Source organism: Haladaptatus sp. AB618 (assembly GCF_024136965.1).
GTDB lineage: Archaea > Halobacteriota > Halobacteria > Halobacteriales > Haladaptataceae > Haladaptatus.
The window spans coordinates 159,889-176,232 of sequence record NZ_JAMYJX010000004.1 but is presented as its reverse complement, the minus strand read 5'-3'; the positions used below and the strand labels follow the sequence as shown (position 1 = coordinate 176,232).

Here is a 16,344-nt window from a genome sequence, read left to right as displayed (position 1 = left end):
ATTCCTACACGCAGTCGACGGATTCCCACGTCCCGGTTCGCGCGGATTCGTACACCGCATCGAGAACCCGCAGGACTTCGAGCGCGTCGTCCAAATCGGCTGGCATGGGGGTAGCGCCGTTCCTGGCGCGCAGCATCCGCTCGAAGAACTCGATTCCCCAGCGTCCGCCGTAGCCCGGCGCGGACTGATATTCGTGTGTGATCCGCCGGTGTGGCGTGCTTACCCAGTCGCCATCCGAGGAGCCGAGTTCGAGCGTCGTCTCCCCCTCGAAGCCGAACGTCTCGCCCATCGGGTCCCAATCGCTCCGCCCCTCCTCGCCGTACACCTGAATCCGCGTATCGTATCGCCCCTCGCGGAGGTAGTAGCCGCAGGTGTGCGTGCCGATTGCTCCGGATTCCGTTTCCAACTGGAGCGTCGCCCCGTCCTCGATATCGACCTCCGGGGTTCCGGCCGAGAGGTTCGCGTTCACACGAACGATCGGGTCGTCGAGTATCCACGGCACCAGATCGAGCCAGTGGACGCCGAGCCATTGGACGATACCGCCGCGACTCGCAGCGTTCTCGAAGAGGTAATGGTCCGTGTCCCGCGTCCGCAGCGACGAGGCGACGAACCGGAGGTCGAAGCTCCGAACGTCCCCGAAAAACCCGGACCGCCGGAGTTCGTGGAGCTGTTTCGAAATCGGATGGCCGCGCCACGTGTATGAGACCCCGACAGTGGCGTCCGAGTCGCGAGCAGCGGCCGCGACCGGTTCGAGGTCGGCGGCCGTCCGGGCGGCGGGTTTCTCGGTGAACACGTCGATACCTCGCTCGACGGCCGCTTCGATGACCTCGGGCGTCTCGCGGTTCGAGAGCGTTATCCAGACGAGGTCGACGTCCGAATCGTCCAGCATCCGCTCGGCGGAATCGTAGTGGGGAACGTCGCTCGGCGTCTCGATATCCAACGCTTCCGGGGTGAACTGCTCGTCGGCGGTCGCCGTCAGTTCGGCGTTGAGCTGGTCGATGCTGTCGAGATACGGGCGACAGTGGTGATGGTTCAACCCGACGTAGCCGATTTTCGTCGTCATTTGAACGCGGGGATGACTTCCTCGCCGAATCGTTCGAGACACGTCATCGCCGACTCCTGCGGTTGTCCCGGGAACTGGCATCGAATGAGGACGTGATCGACGCCGAGGTCCTCGTAGGTTCGGAGCTGTTCGATACAGTTCTCCGGCGTCCCGATAACGAACTTCTCGTCGAGTTCGTCGTAGTCCACCTCGACTTCGTTTTCGTCCATGTACGTCTGCCCCCAGCGAGCGTACAGTTGATAGAGGTTCAGGAGATACGGCTCGATCGCTTCGCGTGCGGCATCGACGGAGTCAGCGACGTAACAGTCGCGCATGAGGATGACGTCGTTCTCCTCGCGGCTCATGCCGAACTCGTCGAGCGCGTCCTCGTACACGCCGATCTGTTCTTCGAGGTCCGCCGTCGTCGACGACGCGCTGGCGATCCAGGCGTCGCCGCGGTAGGCGGCCCGCTTGATGGCGATGTCGGCGTGGCCGCCGATCCAAACCGGGACCTCGTCCGGTCGCGGACTCAGGAAGACGTCGTCGAACGACCAGTGATCGCCGTCGTGCGTGACGCTCGATTCGGACCACAGCCGTTTGAGGAGCGTAATCGATTCGAGGAACTTGCCGACCCGTTCGTCCATCTCCACGTCGAACGGCGCGAGTTCGCGCTCCCGATAGCCGAGCGCCGCGCCGAACGCGGCGCGACCGCCGGAAATCTCGTCTATCATTGCCACCTGCTCGGCGAGGTGGAGCGGGTTGTACAGCGCGGGAAGCATCGCCGCGGTGCCGAGTTCGAGCCGTTCGGTTCGCGCGGCGATGGCCGCGAGCGCGGTGATCGGTTCCACGAACCCCTCCTCGTGGATGTGTCGCTCGCCGAGCGTCGCGGAGTCGAACCCGACCTCCTCCATCAACTCGACCTGTTCGTAGAGGTTTCCGACGCCGAACTCGCTGTCCTCCGTGTAATACTGGTTGAGGAACACCCCGAACTTCATGTCGGAATCCTCGCGTGAGACGGATTTCGTTCTACACGGCTTGCAAACGCTACTCTGCGCATATTACAGATATACGCAACTGCTTTAATATAGTTTCCGTCTAGCATGGAACTGATTGACGCGGTTGGGCGAGCAAACGATACCTCCGTTCCTGTTTATCAACGAAACGTGATAATTGGAAGATTGATAGATCGATGAAGAATAGCGACGTCTGTATAATGGTAAGAGAAAACCATATTCGCGAACTATATGATGATCGCTCATTTTCGTGGCGGAAAATGGTCGACAGCGTGCGTTTGGTTATTCCAAACGCTTATGCCAACAGCTGACAACAGTACTGAGAAAGATGAACGAGGCTAAAAATCCCGTAAAATCAACCCAAACCTCCCTCGACATCATAAGCGCGCTCCAAAAACACGAACGGCTCGGAGTGACGGAACTCGCCGACCACCTCGACATCTCGAAAAGCGCAGCGCACTGTTATCTGGCGACGCTCCGTGAGTACGGGTACGTCGTGAAGGATGGCGAGAAATATTGTCTCGGGCTTCGGTTTATCGACATCGCCCACCACGTGCGTAACCGCTTCGATATCTACGACCTCGTCAGCGACGAGGTGGACACCTTGGCGGAGGAAAGCGGGGAACGTGCGCTCTTCACCGTCGAAGAGCAACACCAAGGGATCTGTCTCTACACGACCAACGGCGAGAACGCCGTTCAGACGGAACTGTACATCGGCTACCGCAACAACCTCTACCACACGGCGGTCGGCAAGGCCATACTCGCGTACAAGACGGACGAGGAACTCGAACGCTTCCTCGACGACGTCGAACTCGAAGCGCGAACGGAGAACACCATCACCGACGAAACGCAACTCCGCGAAGAACTGGCGGAGATCAGGGAGAAGGGGTTCGCCTACAACCGGGAGGAGTCGATCCCGGGACTGGTCGGTGTCGGGGTGCCGATCAAAAAACAGGACGGTGGTGTCTACGGAGCGATCAGTGTCATCGGGCCGACGAGTCGGATGGACGACGACCGCCTCGAACAGTTGTCACAAATCGTATACCGGGCGGCAAATGTCATCGAAATCAACGCGACTTCGCTGTAGTCCTTCTCGCTCGTCTCCCCACCACCGATTTTCTTTGCGGTGTTCCGGCGGGTCTCGGGTCCCGTTGTCACGACCCCGCCGACTGCGTACGTTTCGACCATCGAAGTAGCAATCCTTTTCGCCGTTGCGTCCTCATTTTCACCAATGAGTCGCAACTCTAGCGACACGGCGGTTCGGTCGGGGGGCGGACGGGACTGGTGGGGATACTACCGTGCCGCGGTGTTGGTGCTCGTCGGACTCATCCCGTGGGAAATCGTGACGTGGCCGAAGGGGTACTACGTCATCTTCATGTTCGGTTCGACCAAGGTCGGCCTCTCCGGTTTCAACTTCTTCTCACTGCCCCCGCTCACGCCGTTTACCCCCGATTTCATGGTCATGCGGATGGTCGGCGTCGTCTGCTATCTACTGGCGTTGCTCACCGCCGCGCTCGGCTATCTCGGCTATGGCGACCGGCGGATTACCGCCGGGTTGCTGTTCATCTCCGGATTGGAGATGTTGCGGTTCACCCTCGCGTTGAACGACCAGAACCAAATCACCGTCTACCCCATCGGCGTCGTCACGCTTTGGATTGCCGTCCTCTTCGCGTACAGCGGGCGACGGTTCCGGAGCGCGCTCACGCGGACGTTTTCGGGGACGTAATCTCCGGCGTTCGGGGACGTAATTACAGACGTGCGATGAACGTTTTCGATGCGATTCGATCCTGATGAAACGATCGACTAGTTATCGTTCTCGATCCGTCAAGTACGCTCACGATACCACAATGGACTTACTGACGAATCAGTCAGCTAGGTGTGTGAAAACGTCCCGTGTGTTCGGTTATCACCGACGTTTCAACGCTCCAAACGGTCGTCGGTGTTATTTGGGGTACATCGGTTGTCGCGAACCGAACGTTTAAGCGGATGGCTGACTGATTGGTTAGTAAGATATGATTCGGAGCCACAGCACACACAGTACGATCGACAGGGGGCCCCGATAGTGGGTATCCTCGACACCGACAGACGCGTCCTCGCGCTCGCGTTCGCGCGGATGGCCGATTCCATCGGGAACTCGTTCCTCATCATCGTCCTCCCGCTCTACATCGGGAGCGGTATGGTGAGCGGCGGGACGTTCGGCCTCAGCACTGCCCTCGTCACGGGGCTCATCCTCTCCGCGTTCGGCTTCTTCATGAGCGGCGTCCAACCCATCGCGGGGAGCCTCTCGGACAAGAGCGGGAAACGGAAGGTCTTCGTCGTCGTCGGCCTTCTCATCCTCGCCGTCTCGAACTTCGCGTACTCCCTCGCCGGGAATTACAGCGCGATGCTCCTCATCCGCATCGGGCAAGGTATCGGCGTTGCCGTCACCGTGCCGGCGACCGTCGCGCTCGTGAACGACCTCTCTACGGACGACAACCGTGGCGGGTCGATGGGCGTGTTCAACACGTTCCGCATGCTCGGGTTCGGTATCGGTCCCGTCGCGGCGGGCACCGTCATCTACGGTGGCCCGTACACGCTCCTCGGCTACAGCATCACGGGCTTCGAGGCGGCGTTCTACATCGCGACGCTCGGTGCACTCGTCGGCGCACTCCTCGTCTTCGTGCTGGTGAGCGACCCCGACGTCGATTTCGATGCGGAGCACACGGCGGACGCGGGCGGCGATCACAGTATCGCTGTCTTCGAGCAACACGCCGGTCACGGTACCCTCGACTCCGTGTTCACGCTCGGTCTCGCGTCGCTGTTCATGGCCATCGGCATCGCCATCCTCTCTCCCCTCGAAAGCATCATCAACAACCATCTCGGGCAAAGTGCGACGCTCTTCGGGATCGAGTTCGCGGCGTTCACGCTCGGACAGGTCGTCATGCAGACACCTGTCGGCACCGCGAGTGACAAGTACGGCCGGAAGCCGTTCATCCTTATCGGTCTCGTCTTCCTCATTCCCGCGACGGTCGCACAAGGGTTCGTCGCGACGCCGCTCGGAATGATCGGCGCTCGGTTCGTGCAAGGAATCGCGGGTGCGATGGTGTTCGCGCCCGCCTTCGCGCTCGCCGGAGACATCGCGCGGAACTCGAACGCCGGAACGACGCTCTCGGTGCTGACGATGGCGTTCGGTCTCGGCACCGCAATCGGCCCGCTCGCGGGCGGATGGCTCGTCAGCTTCGGCTACGTCGTGCCGTTCGTGTTCGCCGCCGCGCTGGCGACGCTCGGCCTCGTGCTCGTGTACACGCAGGTCGAGGAGACGCACTCCGGCGACGACCTCGGCGCGGAAATCTCTCGGATCTTCCTGAACCGCGACTCCCAACCCGCCGACTGATACCCCGAGACATACGCTTTTGTTGACCGGCAGTAATTAGCTACCATGCAGACGCGCTCATTGGGTACCACCGGTCACGACAGTTCCATCATGACGTTCGGTGCCATCGCGCTCAACTGGCTCGAACAGGAGGGTGCGAACCAGATGGTCGAACTCGTGCTCGATCACGGCATCAATCATTTCGACGTCGCCCCGACCTACGGCGATGCGGAACTGAAACTTGGGCCGAAACTCCGCCAACACCGTGAGGAGATTTTCCTCGGCTGTAAGACACAGGAACGGGGATACGAGGGGGCGAAACGGAAACTCGACGCGTCACTCAACCGCCTCGGCGTCGATCACATCGACCTGTATCAGGTACACGGTCTCGAATACGAGGAGGAATTGGACACCATCACGGGCGATGGCGGCGCGCTCGAAGCGTTTCGGGAGGCCAAAGCCGACGGACGAATCGGTCACATCGGGTTGACGAGTCACGGGAACCCACAGCTTATCCTCGACGCCATCGACCGAATCGACGACCTCGAAACGGTGATGTTCCCGATGAACCCGGTCGTCGTGGGCAAGGACGACGACGAGTACGACTACGAAGCGGTAATCGAACGGGCGAATGACGCGGGCATTGGAACGCTTGGCATCAAGGCCTTTGCGAAGGGACCGTGGCCTTCGACCGACGAACTTCCCGAGGCGGACCGTCCGTATTCGAACTGGTATCAACCGGTCGATACGCCCGCCGAAATCGAGGAGCGATTCGATTTCGCGGCCGCACAGGGACTGACGAGCGTCATCAACCCGGGTGACCCGAAGCTGGTCGCCATGGTGCTCGACGCGGCCGAGCGCTACGACGGAATGGAGGAGGCCGCCCAGCGGTCGCTCATCGAGAAACTCCGCCACGAGCGGAGCCCCGTTCCGGAGCAACTCCATCATTAGGAGTTCGCTCGATACAGCCATGGATATCCCGCGGACCGTTACGACCGCTCTCGCCGACCGTCCGGTTTCGGGCGCGACTTGCCTCGAAGCGGGGGCGGGAATGGGCAACACGACGGCCGGTCTGCTCGCCGACGGTGCCAGCCGCGTCTACGCCGTCACGAACGACCCCGAGCACGCGACTGCCGTCCGCGAGCGGTTCGATGGCGGCGAAGGAGGATGGACTGACAGCGAGGGGGAAGGGGAACGAACTGATGGCGAAAGTGGACGGACCGCCGTTTTGGAAGCGGACCTTCGTGCCCTCCCACTCGAAACCGACTCGGTCGAAATCATCACCGCTCACGGTCTGTTCAACCTGATTGGGCCACCATCACTCGAAGCGGTGGCGACGGAACTGACGCGGGTCGCGGACCTCGGTTGTCACCTCGTGGTCGACGACTACCGCCCACCGCCGGACGACGCCGCCGTGCGCGAACTCTTCGCGCTGGAAAACGCCGTGGCCGAGTTGGCTACGGGCAAACCGGCACTGACGTTCTATCCGGAGGCGGTTCTCGAACGACTGTTCGCGGGATACGGCTGGGAGTTCGACCGGAAGCGGATTCTACTGGACCCGGTGCCGTGGACCGCGAGCCATATCGAGGCGCACGCCACCGCGGCGCTCTCGTTGTGTTCTCGACTTCGACCCGAACTCGGCGAGCCTTTGGCCGCGGAAGTAAAACGGGTCGCAACGGCCATCGGCGAGGAATCGACCGGCACGATGTACAGCGTCGCACTGCGATTGCCCGCTTGAATCGTCGAGCATCGAAGTCTCTTTCCAACTCGGCTCAAGAATTGCGAGACGTCTTTTCGTCCCGAATCCCGACTCACTCCCGTACGTCCGCGTGCGACGATTGGATACCATCCGTGTAGAGCACAACGCGTATCCATGTCGTTCTTTGTCCAATTCGACCGACCCCGTGACGTTCAGGAACTATAATTTTGTTACTTAAATTATCGAAAGAAAGAACCCGGTGGGAGCCGAACCCCGACCAAATGCATCGAATCGAAACATCCGAGTCCGAACGTCGAACCGTCGAGTCCACGCTTCACGTCGGCATCTTCCCGCTTCCCGCGTATGGTCACGTCAACCCGACGCTGCGGACGGCGCGCGAACTCGTCGGTCGCGGTCACGAAGTCACGTATTACCTGCCCGAACGGTTCGCGGACGTGGTCGAACCGACCGGCGCGACGTTCGAGCGTCTCGGCGAGGAGTTCGACTTGATGAGTCGGATGAACGACGACGGGAAACCGGGCGTGAACCCGTCCGACGACGGTCAGGGTTCGCGCCGCGAACGCCTCGTCCGTTTCATGTCCGAGACGCTCGATTACGCCCCGCCGCTCGTCGACCGTGTCGCCGGTGACGACGTCGACCGCGTGGTTACCGACCCGATGTGCCTGTGGGGTCGTGTCGTGGCGAACGAACTCGACGCTCCGACGGTGTCGTTCAACACGAGTTTCGCCATGCGGGAGGGGTCGCCGCTGATCGAGAACGTCCGTTCGTTCGACGACGAGGAACCCGGATTCTCCGGCGAGATACTGGAGCTACTGGCCGACGTCGGCATCGAAGACCCCGACCGGAGTGACTTCTTCGTCGCGGATACCGACCGCGCGCTGGTTCCGTTGACCCGCGAATTTCAGCCCGATGCGGCGTCGTTTGGCGACGATCACGTTTTCGTCGGCCCGATGGTGCGCGACGGTGGCGAACAGCGCGACGCCGACCTTCCGCTCGACCGCCTCGCCGAGCGTCGGTCGGTGTACGTTTCCCTCGGAACCGTCATTTGTGGGGACGACGACTTCTTCCGCGTCTGCTTCGATGCCTTCGACGACGGCGAATGGGAGGTCGTCCTCAAGGCGAAGACCGATGCCGACCGCCTCGATGCCGAGAGTCCGGAGAACGTCCACGTCCGCTCACGCGTCCCGCAACTCGACGTGCTCGACCGCGTCGACGCGTTCGTCACCCACGGCGGGATGAACTCGACGATGGAGTCGCTATCGTTCGGCACGCCGACGGTCGTCGTCCCACATATGGCCGATCAGCATCTCGTCGCCGAGCGGGTCAGTTCCCTTGGGGTCGGCGTCGTCCTCGATGACGAGGAGGTAACGGCCGCGGCGGTCCGCGACGCCGCCGACTCGATCACGGCCGAACCGTATCACGAAGCTATCGAGGAGTTCAATGTGTCGGCTCGGTCCGCTGGCGGTGCTGAACGGGCGGCCGATACCATCGAGGAACTGGGAACGACACCCCAACTCGAAGGCTGATCGGTGTCGTGTCTACGTCGTACGGGTGGACGTAACGACCGTAGTGAGACCGATTTCTCGACCCCCTCGCCCACTCACCCGGAAGACCGGTCCGTCAGTTCTCGTAGGTTCGTTCGATTCCGTGGCGACGCAACAGGTGGCGCACGATGTTCAGTTCCCATCTCGTCCTCGTTTCGAGGTCCGTTTTGTATCGGGTCGCCTCGACGATGAATCCGGGTTTGCCGAGGTCCGCATCGACTTTATGGATGAGCAACGGTCGGGTTCCGTTTATCGTGTTTCCACGCTTGAACCGGTAGTACTCGGGGAACGAGTCCGGGAGGTGGTGTCGGTTCATGTACCCCGCCGCCTGCACTGCGTCCTCACCGGCACCGGACGCGGTAGTGGGATAGATGGCTTGCCCGACCCCGTCGGGGCCGACGTCCTCGTGATATATCCCTTTCGAGCTATGAAGGTTGATCACGATGTCCGGGTCGGACGATTCGATGACGTCCCAAATCGCCCGTGCGAGCGGCGTGGTTGGGGTCTCCCCCGGCGGGAACTTTCGGTTGAGGTTCCCGTTGTCGTTGACGTAGGTATCGCGTTCGATGGCGACTTGGTTCGCCCGCGGAATTGTGATGAGTTTTCCACTGTCTATCGACCACGATTCGATACCGCCCGCAGTTCGATTCCCGGCCGGTTCGTTCCCCTGAATGCCGCCGACGACGACGGCAGTCGTTCCACCCTCTCCCGTGTCCGTGACGTACACGTCGGTCTCGTCCGGCGTCCCGTCACGAATCGTGTACGTCGTTCGATCCGCAGCACTGCTCGTCCCTTGCATGGCGAGCACGGCAGGGATTCCGGCAGCTACGAGACCTGTACGACGCATAAACGAACGACGCGTTCGATCCGACTCCGCTGTCTCAGTCGTCACCTGTTCTTTCATAACATCCCGCATTACGGACAAATTCGATTTAGTTATAATCCGACATCCCTTTCGAAGGGACCGAATAGCAGCGAACAGGTTCGGCATGAGTCCGTATGTAGTGACGAAACGTATCCGAGCCACGGATATTCGATACCTCGACCGATGGCCGGTCGAACGACCGAAATCGTCGAAAAATCGGACGGACGATCACGGTCGAATTACGCGCATCCATCCACAAATTTTGTTCTTCCTATCAGATATTATCCCGCCGACGAACCTCCATCCGACTCACGCCGCACCGATCGACGGCACTAACCGACGCTCTTCAACTACGTCACCGAGGGAGACGACGTATTGGTGGCCCATAGGACGACGTAGTGGATGCCTGTGGTGCTCTCGAACCTCTGTCGGTGCTCTCGCTGCGTCCAGGAACGTTCCACTCGAATCGGCCCTTTCCAAGCACTGTGGAAGTACGGAGAGGGAGCTGAATCCGGCAAAATTACTCGGAGAGCGTTTCCGCATCGACCGGTGACGAGCGCTGCCAGTATCCCTCGAATTTCCCACGCGCCCACGTGAGGACCGCCTCGTCGTCCGTGTCCAACGCCGCACGAAGGAAGTCGTCCTGATCGCGTAACAGGAGGTGCGTGACGTCGTCGGTAATCGTTACCGCAAACGGGATTTCCCCGTCGTACAGACGGATTTCGGCGTCCCCGGACTCGACGAGGTCACGCAGTTGCTCCCGTAACGCCGAATCGTGTGTGATCATGGCGAGCGCATCCTCGGACAGCACCCCTTCGAACGTCTGTGCTCCGTCCAGTACCCGTTGCCGAATCACACCGAGACTCTGTTCGTTGAACGCGTACGAGAACAACTGGACGTGGCTGGAGCGATGGAGGAGTTCGAGCACTCGCTGAACCGGCGCACCCGGTTTCGTTTGACTCGGCGTCGTGATCGTCGCATCCGAAAGGTGTCGGAGGTCGAAATCCATCGCCTCCGTGGGTAACCATTCGACTACCTCTCGAAGTTTGAGCTCGGTCTCGACGGTTTCCAACAGATCGACGAACTCCTCCGCGACGAGTTGACCGGTCGCCGTGGTGGTGTATCTGCGACCATCGTACGTTATCCATCCCCGTTCCTGCAGGTCACGGAGGATACGTCCAAGCGTCGGCTGGGACGCGGTCAGTTGCTCTTCGAGTTCGCGTCGCGTGTATGAATCATCGCACAACGTATCGAGAACTGTAACGCGATTACTCGACAACGCGAGGAATTCGATCTCGTCGAGTGCGGAGTCCATAGCAACCCCATTTCTCCCGACGCGTATAGCTGTTTTCACACCGTGAATGTTATTCACGGTATGAACGCTCTACACGGAGTAGTTGTTCTTCCACTGTATGAATCTATTTCTGGACAAGTTCATACGGATATACGTCTTTGTTAGAGTGAAGAACGATGTCTACCGGAATTCAATATGAGATGCTCAAGAAAAGTGTGGCTCCGTTTCGTCACTGGAGGTGTCGGTAGGGATGGGACGGAGTCGCTACCACCTCCTCGGTTTCTTCCTCGCCGCGAGCGCCTTCTTCGGCGGAACCTTCGTCGCGGCGAAAGCCGGGTTGAACTACTTCCCGCCGTTGTTGTTCGTCGCGTTTCGGTTCGACATCGGCACGGCGCTGTTGCTGACCTACGTGTTGTTCGCGTTTTCACGGGAGGAGTGGCTTCCCCGTACACGCTCGGATTTTGCCGGTATCCTCGCCGCTGGCGTGTTCACGGTCGGCTTGACGAACGCGTTCATCTTTCTGGGACAGCAGTACACGTCGAGCGGGGTCGGGTCGATCATCTACAGTCTCAACCCGATTCTGACTCCCGCCCTCGCGACCGTGCTGCTATCTGACGAGGACCTCACTCGCGTCGGTGCCGGTGGATTGGCGCTCGGATTCGTCGGCGTCGCGCTCGTGGTCGACATCGACCCCGCTCACGTGCTGGACGGTGCCGTTATCGGGAAGGGAATCCTCCTCGGTGCCGCGGTCTGTGGTGCGCTCGGAAGCGTTCTGATTCGGCGGGCGGGTTCCTCCCTCGGCAGTACCGTTCGCACCGCATGGGCACTCCCGGTCGCCGCGCTCCTCTGCCATACGTTGAGTTTCGCCGCCGGTGAACAACCGGCCGCGATCGCGTGGACGCCGACCGCGTTCGCTGCGCTCGGTTACGTCGGCGTCTTCTCGGGCGCGCTCGCCTTCATCGCGTACTTCGGCCTGCTGGACGAGGTCGGGGCGATTCGGGGGAACTTGATCTTCTACCTCGTCCCCATCGTGGCCACGCTCGGTGGATGGGCACTCCTAGGCGAAGCGATATCGGCACGGACGATCGTCGGATTCGTCACGATCTTCCTCGGGTTCTCGATACTCGGGCACCGAGCGATCGGAGCGGAAGTCTCCCGAATTCGGAACCGCGTCACGACGACGCTCGATCCAGCGTCGAAGCCAGTGGCGACGCGCGTCAACGAGACGTCGAGTTGGGGCGAGCAGGATTGAGTCGAAAACGAAAATTCGTACCGAGGCGACCATAACCCCGAATCAGCGCCGAACCCGTCCCCCGTCGACTTTCATCCGGTTACGCGACCCGGCTATCGGTCAGTTCGACCATCGCGCGATCACGAACAGTACCGCGGTAATCAAGACGAACGCGGTCAACGAGAGGTTCGGGACCGTTATCCCACCGATTCGATACTGCACGATGCCGCAACTGATCTGGCCGACGGAACAGGCCGTCGGAGCCCCCGTGTACTGTATCCACGAGTGGTACGCCGCGATCAAAACGCCGCCGATCGCGAGCGGGAATGCGGTCCGGTAGACGAGCGGTCGCCCCTCGATCGTCGCGACACCGAGTATGACCACGAGCGGATACATCAGGATCCGTTGGTACCAGCACAGTTCACAGGGAACGAGTCCGAGGCCGAAACTCAGCCAGAGACTCCCGCCAGTTGCGACTGCTGCGATGATCGTCCCCACCGCCAGCCATCGTCGGCGATCGATCGTTGTAACGTGTCTCATTGATTTAGCTAACTGACTCGGTAGACTGCCTCCAATGCGGTTACCGTTCGTGATTGGAGTGGGAATCGAAGCCCGAAGGGTGGTATCGAAGACGATGGGGTTCCCGGTTCGACCACCGTCGTACCCGTATGCAGTGGTCGATGAAACTCACCAGACTGCGTACATGACACGGGAACCCCATCGGTCATACACCTACGTATGTAAGCGGGGTATGCTAAATGTTCGCTTCTTTGCACGCGAGCATCGTTCTAGCTCGTCGAAACGAATCGACCGCGTATGGGATGACGCCAACCGGAGGCAAAGAGAACGGAGACCAGAGAATTCATTTGCCCTCGATTATGAGTGGGCGTATGGTCACATTCGAAGTATCCCTCCCCGACCGTATCGACTCCGATATCGACCGACTCGTCGACCAAGGTGATTTCCTGAATCGGGAACAAGCGATCGAAGAACTCATCACGCTCGGCGTGTCGGCTCACGCACCTGCTAACGAGGTTGACGAAGAAATGGCTGAGAGCCTCTTTACCCAGGCTGTCGACGACCAACAGGACCCGGCCAGTTACCAGGACGAACCCCTCTAATTCGAGATCGACCTCGTTCCGGGTTGTGTCTTACCGCTACGGACTTCCGTGGCGGATTCCGTACGCATGATTCGAGCAGGAATCACCGCAGTATCGAGAATAATAGGTGGGTTAGGTGAAATAGGTGAGATAGGTGGGATTTGTGGATTTGGTCGAATAGTTTAAATTGGTGGTGTCGTTCGGTCAGAGGAGATTCCGTAGAGGGAACCGAAGTCGGTTCGTCGTCTACCAATGGTGTCGAATTCGGGACCTCTCCCAACGATGATTTTTAAGAAGCGGTCGAAAGTTACCGTGACAGTAGTATTTTATACTCACCAGAGACGTGTAGTTACCGTTGCTGGAACCGCTAAACTTCGAACATGAGATCTGCATCTCGACGGTGGGGACGAGGCCGCAATCCGTACACTGCGAGGATTCCGACCCTCTTGGAGAGCAGTTCGGTTGCACACTGGGCGCACATCGCTCACGAAGAGTCCCGACAGATTTCCGATTGATTTAGTTATGTTCAGTCAGAATAGACTTCGTGGTATCGACGAAGGGAACCCGATAACCCGACAGTCTACCCATCGAGTTGTTGCACACTAATGTCACTATCATTTCATTTCGTTCTCGTTCTCGCGCTCGTCTATGGAACGAGTCTGGTTTTCAAATCGCTGACCGAGTACAACGTTCCGATATTGGCGGTCGAGATGTTGGCCGGGATACTGTTCGGCTCGATATTCGACATCGTCAATCCATCGATGCCCGGGTTCGAATTCTTCACCGCGCTCGCGGCGTTCGGACTCCTCATGATCATGTTCGACGCCGGTTTGGAACTCGATCCGGATACGATCCGGCGGAATCCACGGCAGATCGCGGAGCTAGCCGTGTTCACGTTTTTGCTCCCGTTCATCTCCGGATTTGCCCTCGCACGAGTGCTCGGACTCAACCTCTTCGCATCGTTTCTGACCGGCGTCACCATCTCGACGACGTCGCTCGGGCTCATCTATCCCCTCGTCGAGGACTTCTCGCTTCTCCAGACCGATACCGGGCAGACGATTCTCTCCGTCGCGGTGATGAACGACCTGTTATCCGTCGCGGCATTGGCATACGGGATCACCTTGATCACCGCCCCGAAGCCGGTGATCGGCGTCATCCTCGTGACGATCGCGCTGTTCGTGTTCTTCATCGGCCTGCCGTTCTTGCTCGAAGACTATCTCTCGAACACGCTTCAGGAGGGAATGTTCGAAAATCCGGTGAAAGTGGGCGTCTTCCTCATGGTCACGCTGGCGTACTGCATGGAACTCATCGGTATTCACGCGATTCTCGGCGCGTTCTTCGCCGGGCTTCTCGTCGCGGTGATCACACACGAGGGCCACTCCATCCAAAACTCGATGAAGCCGGTCTCGGACCTGGTGACCCCCGTATTCTTCTTCTACGTCGGGCTGAATTTCGATCTCGAAAGCTTCTCGTCGGCGAGCCCGCTTCTGCTCGCCGGTATCCTCGTCTTGGGAATCGGATCGAAAGTGGTCGGTTCGGTGGTAGGTGGATGGTTCGTCGGTCTCGAACAGGAAACCGTCGCGCTCCTCGCGTCGTCGATGCCCGGTCGCCTCAGTATCAGCGTTGCCGCGGCGGAGATCGGCCTGACACGCGGCATCATCTCCGAGGGTCTCTACAACGCGTTCCTGATCCTGTCCGTCGTTTCCGTCTTCCTGGCGATCCTTTCGTTCCGGTACTTCGTCTTGCGGGACTCGGAGATGGAGTTACCCAGACAAGTGCTGTAACCGCTCGAAACGAATCCCGCCAACAGATAAGTCGATCCGTGTCGTTCTATAGGGGGGATACCGCAGGTCGCTACGACCAGCGTTCGTGGTCTCTATGGGGGATACGGGATGAGTCAAACACTTCCGGAAACGTGGTTTATCAAGGACACACGAGTGAACGCGATGATCGCATGGGCGCTTGCGATCGTTCTCGTCGCACTCGCAATCGTGAGCTTCCTGAACGTTCTGTTGGTCGAAACGGTGATGGCCACGATTGCGGCGTTCGTCGCCATCTCGCCCGCCGTCGTCTTTCGATCGTGGACTCGAACGGTTCCGTGGCCACTGTTGCTCATCGCCTCGTTGCCGCTGTTCGTCGCGACGGCCCGGCCGGAGTTCTTCGGCGAAATCGTGACCGGAATCAGCGTCGCGACCCTCGCGATGCTCGTCGTCGTCGCGCTCGAATTGACGACGGCGGTTCGAATGACGCCGCAGTTCGCGGTCTTCTTTACCGTCATCGTGACGCTCGCGACCGCTGGATTCTGGGCAGTTGGATCCGCGGCTTCGGCGACGTACCTCGGGACGACGTTCATCAAAACGAACACCGAACTCATGACCATCTTCACGGCAACGCTCATCGCGGGCATCGTCGCTGGCGTGCTGTTCTGGTTGTACTTCCGGCGTCAACTCTCTGCGAACGCCGACCGATCACGGGGGAGTAGCACGTGAGTTTTCACTCGCCCGTTCACGTTTCGGAACGCCGGGAGGATCAGTTGGTTCGGATCCTCCAGGCGGCGATGGCCGCCATCCTACTGATCGGCCTCTGGCAAGGGAACGCCGGTATCGTGGTGAACTCCGGTATCGGTTTGCTCGTCACGTTCCTCCCCGCGCTCTTCGAGCGAAATTACCGTGTCACGATGAACGGCGGAATCGTGCTCTGGATCTCCGTCGCGATGTTTCTACACGCGTTCGGGACGCTATCGGTGCCCGCCTTGGGTTTCATCAGCCCGTACAAGTCGACGTGGTGGTGGGATCACATGACGCATGCACTGTCCTCCTCGCTCGTCGCCGGTGTCGCGTACGCCGTGACGCGAGCGCTGGAAGAACACACGGAGTACATCGTGATGCCACCCCGGTTCATGTTCGTCTATCTCCTGTTGTTCGTCATGGCGTTCGGCGTCATCTGGGAACTCATCGAGTTCTACGTCGGCGTCGTATCGAGCCTCGTCGGCGTCGGGAAAGTCCTCACCCAGTACGGACTGGACGATACGATCTTGGACCTGTTCTACAACACGATCGGCGGATTGCTCGTCGCGACCTTCGGGACCGCCCACCTGTCCGATCTATCCGATCAGCTACGGGCGCGGATGGACTCCGCGAACCGATAGGTGGTTTTCTTCCGTAGCGAGTTCCACGACGTCGT

The 16,344-nt window shown here is 59.9% G+C and carries 16 protein-coding genes; 11 read left to right on the top strand and 5 right to left on the bottom strand.

The window, feature by feature from the left end:
• Nucleotides 1-4 precede the first annotated feature (4 nt).
• Both NKF26_RS14190 and NKF26_RS14185 read right to left on the bottom strand, forming a co-directional pair.
• Complete coding sequence (locus tag NKF26_RS14190) at nt 5-1,063, bottom strand: Gfo/Idh/MocA family protein (RefSeq protein ID WP_253225735.1); 1,059 nt, start codon at nt 1,061-1,063, stop codon at nt 5-7.
• Nucleotides 1,060-2,037 (bottom strand): LLM class flavin-dependent oxidoreductase, encoded by a 978-nt coding sequence (locus NKF26_RS14185; RefSeq protein WP_253225734.1) that lies wholly within the window; start codon nt 2,035-2,037, stop codon nt 1,060-1,062. The genes NKF26_RS14190 and NKF26_RS14185 overlap by 4 nt, the downstream gene beginning before the upstream one ends.
• Before the next feature lie 346 nt (nt 2,038-2,383).
• Here NKF26_RS14185 and NKF26_RS14180 point away from each other — a divergent pair, with 346 nt between their 5' ends.
• The 6 genes from NKF26_RS14180 to NKF26_RS14155 all read left to right on the top strand — a co-directional run bounded on the left by NKF26_RS14180 (nt 2,384) and on the right by NKF26_RS14155 (nt 8,653).
• Nucleotides 2,384-3,142, top strand: coding sequence for an IclR family transcriptional regulator (locus tag NKF26_RS14180; protein ID WP_066147038.1), 759 nt, complete (start codon nt 2,384-2,386; stop codon nt 3,140-3,142).
• A 144-nt stretch (nt 3,143-3,286) separates the two neighbouring features.
• The gene (locus NKF26_RS14175) at nt 3,287-3,781 is read left to right on the top strand and encodes a hypothetical protein (protein ID WP_253225733.1); all 495 of its coding nucleotides are present in this window, start codon (nt 3,287-3,289) and stop codon (nt 3,779-3,781) included.
• 336 nt (nt 3,782-4,117) lie between these two features.
• Entirely contained in the window at nt 4,118-5,428 is a 1,311-nt protein-coding gene (locus NKF26_RS14170; protein WP_253225732.1) for an MFS transporter, read from the top strand.
• 45 nt (nt 5,429-5,473) lie between these two features.
• A complete protein-coding gene (locus NKF26_RS14165) occupies nt 5,474-6,358 on the top strand; it encodes an aldo/keto reductase (protein ID WP_253225731.1) in 885 nt (294 codons plus the stop codon).
• Between the two features lie 19 nt (nt 6,359-6,377).
• On the top strand, nt 6,378-7,145 hold the full coding sequence (locus NKF26_RS14160) for a class I SAM-dependent methyltransferase (protein WP_253225730.1): 768 nt from the start codon (nt 6,378-6,380) through the stop codon (nt 7,143-7,145).
• 242 nt (nt 7,146-7,387) lie between these two features.
• Nucleotides 7,388-8,653, top strand: a complete 1,266-nt coding sequence (locus NKF26_RS14155) for a macrolide family glycosyltransferase (protein ID WP_253225729.1) — start codon at nt 7,388-7,390, stop codon at nt 8,651-8,653.
• A gap of 94 nt (nt 8,654-8,747) precedes the next feature.
• On the opposite strand, the gene NKF26_RS14150 is transcribed toward NKF26_RS14155, so the two are convergent.
• Nucleotides 8,748-9,518: a deacylase gene (locus tag NKF26_RS14150; RefSeq protein WP_253234475.1), complete on the bottom strand. Its 771-nt coding sequence runs from the start codon at nt 9,516-9,518 to the stop codon at nt 8,748-8,750.
• 538 nt (nt 9,519-10,056) lie between these two features.
• Nucleotides 10,057-10,851: a winged helix-turn-helix domain-containing protein gene (locus NKF26_RS14145; protein WP_253234474.1), complete on the bottom strand. Its 795-nt coding sequence runs from the start codon at nt 10,849-10,851 to the stop codon at nt 10,057-10,059.
• Nucleotides 10,852-11,080: 229 nt separating this feature from the next.
• Here NKF26_RS14145 and NKF26_RS14140 point away from each other — a divergent pair, with 229 nt between their 5' ends.
• A complete protein-coding gene (locus NKF26_RS14140; RefSeq protein WP_253225726.1) occupies nt 11,081-12,082 on the top strand; it encodes a DMT family transporter in 1,002 nt (333 codons plus the stop codon).
• Nucleotides 12,083-12,181: 99 nt separating this feature from the next.
• Here NKF26_RS14140 and NKF26_RS14135 read toward each other — a convergent pair whose 3' ends face one another.
• Nucleotides 12,182-12,601, bottom strand: a complete 420-nt coding sequence (locus NKF26_RS14135) for a disulfide bond formation protein B (RefSeq protein WP_253225725.1) — start codon at nt 12,599-12,601, stop codon at nt 12,182-12,184.
• A gap of 350 nt (nt 12,602-12,951) precedes the next feature.
• On the opposite strand from NKF26_RS14135, the gene NKF26_RS14130 reads away from it, so the two are divergent.
• The 4 genes from NKF26_RS14130 (at nt 12,952) to NKF26_RS14115 (ending at nt 16,309) form a co-directional block, all read left to right on the top strand.
• Nucleotides 12,952-13,182, top strand: coding sequence for a ribbon-helix-helix domain-containing protein (locus NKF26_RS14130; RefSeq protein ID WP_066147018.1), 231 nt, complete (start codon nt 12,952-12,954; stop codon nt 13,180-13,182).
• A gap of 584 nt (nt 13,183-13,766) precedes the next feature.
• Nucleotides 13,767-14,945 (top strand): cation:proton antiporter, encoded by a 1,179-nt coding sequence (locus NKF26_RS14125; RefSeq protein ID WP_253225724.1) that lies wholly within the window; start codon nt 13,767-13,769, stop codon nt 14,943-14,945.
• A 108-nt stretch (nt 14,946-15,053) separates the two neighbouring features.
• Entirely contained in the window at nt 15,054-15,650 is a 597-nt protein-coding gene (locus tag NKF26_RS14120; protein ID WP_253225723.1) for a hypothetical protein, read from the top strand.
• Complete coding sequence (locus tag NKF26_RS14115; protein ID WP_253225722.1) at nt 15,647-16,309, top strand: hypothetical protein; 663 nt, start codon at nt 15,647-15,649, stop codon at nt 16,307-16,309. Before NKF26_RS14120 ends, NKF26_RS14115 begins: the two co-directional genes overlap by 4 nt.
• Nucleotides 16,310-16,344 lie beyond the last annotated feature (35 nt).

Coding starts and splice junctions, on each gene's coding strand:
- NKF26_RS14165 (WP_253225731.1), top strand. CDS start 5,474: ATGCAGACGCGCTCATTGGGTACCACCGGTCACGACAGTTCCATCATG.
- NKF26_RS14145 (WP_253234474.1), bottom strand. CDS start 10,851: ATGGACTCCGCACTCGACGAGATCGAATTCCTCGCGTTGTCGAGTAAT.
- NKF26_RS14185 (WP_253225734.1), bottom strand. CDS start 2,037: ATGAAGTTCGGGGTGTTCCTCAACCAGTATTACACGGAGGACAGCGAG.
- NKF26_RS14130 (WP_066147018.1), top strand. CDS start 12,952: ATGGTCACATTCGAAGTATCCCTCCCCGACCGTATCGACTCCGATATC.
- NKF26_RS14135 (WP_253225725.1), bottom strand. CDS start 12,601: ATGAGACACGTTACAACGATCGATCGCCGACGATGGCTGGCGGTGGGG.
- NKF26_RS14160 (WP_253225730.1), top strand. CDS start 6,378: ATGGATATCCCGCGGACCGTTACGACCGCTCTCGCCGACCGTCCGGTT.
- NKF26_RS14140 (WP_253225726.1), top strand. CDS start 11,081: ATGGGACGGAGTCGCTACCACCTCCTCGGTTTCTTCCTCGCCGCGAGC.
- NKF26_RS14190 (WP_253225735.1), bottom strand. CDS start 1,063: ATGACGACGAAAATCGGCTACGTCGGGTTGAACCATCACCACTGTCGC.
- NKF26_RS14150 (WP_253234475.1), bottom strand. CDS start 9,518: ATGCGTCGTACAGGTCTCGTAGCTGCCGGAATCCCTGCCGTGCTCGCC.
- NKF26_RS14155 (WP_253225729.1), top strand. CDS start 7,388: ATGCATCGAATCGAAACATCCGAGTCCGAACGTCGAACCGTCGAGTCC.
- NKF26_RS14120 (WP_253225723.1), top strand. CDS start 15,054: ATGAGTCAAACACTTCCGGAAACGTGGTTTATCAAGGACACACGAGTG.
- NKF26_RS14125 (WP_253225724.1), top strand. CDS start 13,767: ATGTCACTATCATTTCATTTCGTTCTCGTTCTCGCGCTCGTCTATGGA.
- NKF26_RS14180 (WP_066147038.1), top strand. CDS start 2,384: ATGAACGAGGCTAAAAATCCCGTAAAATCAACCCAAACCTCCCTCGAC.
- NKF26_RS14175 (WP_253225733.1), top strand. CDS start 3,287: ATGAGTCGCAACTCTAGCGACACGGCGGTTCGGTCGGGGGGCGGACGG.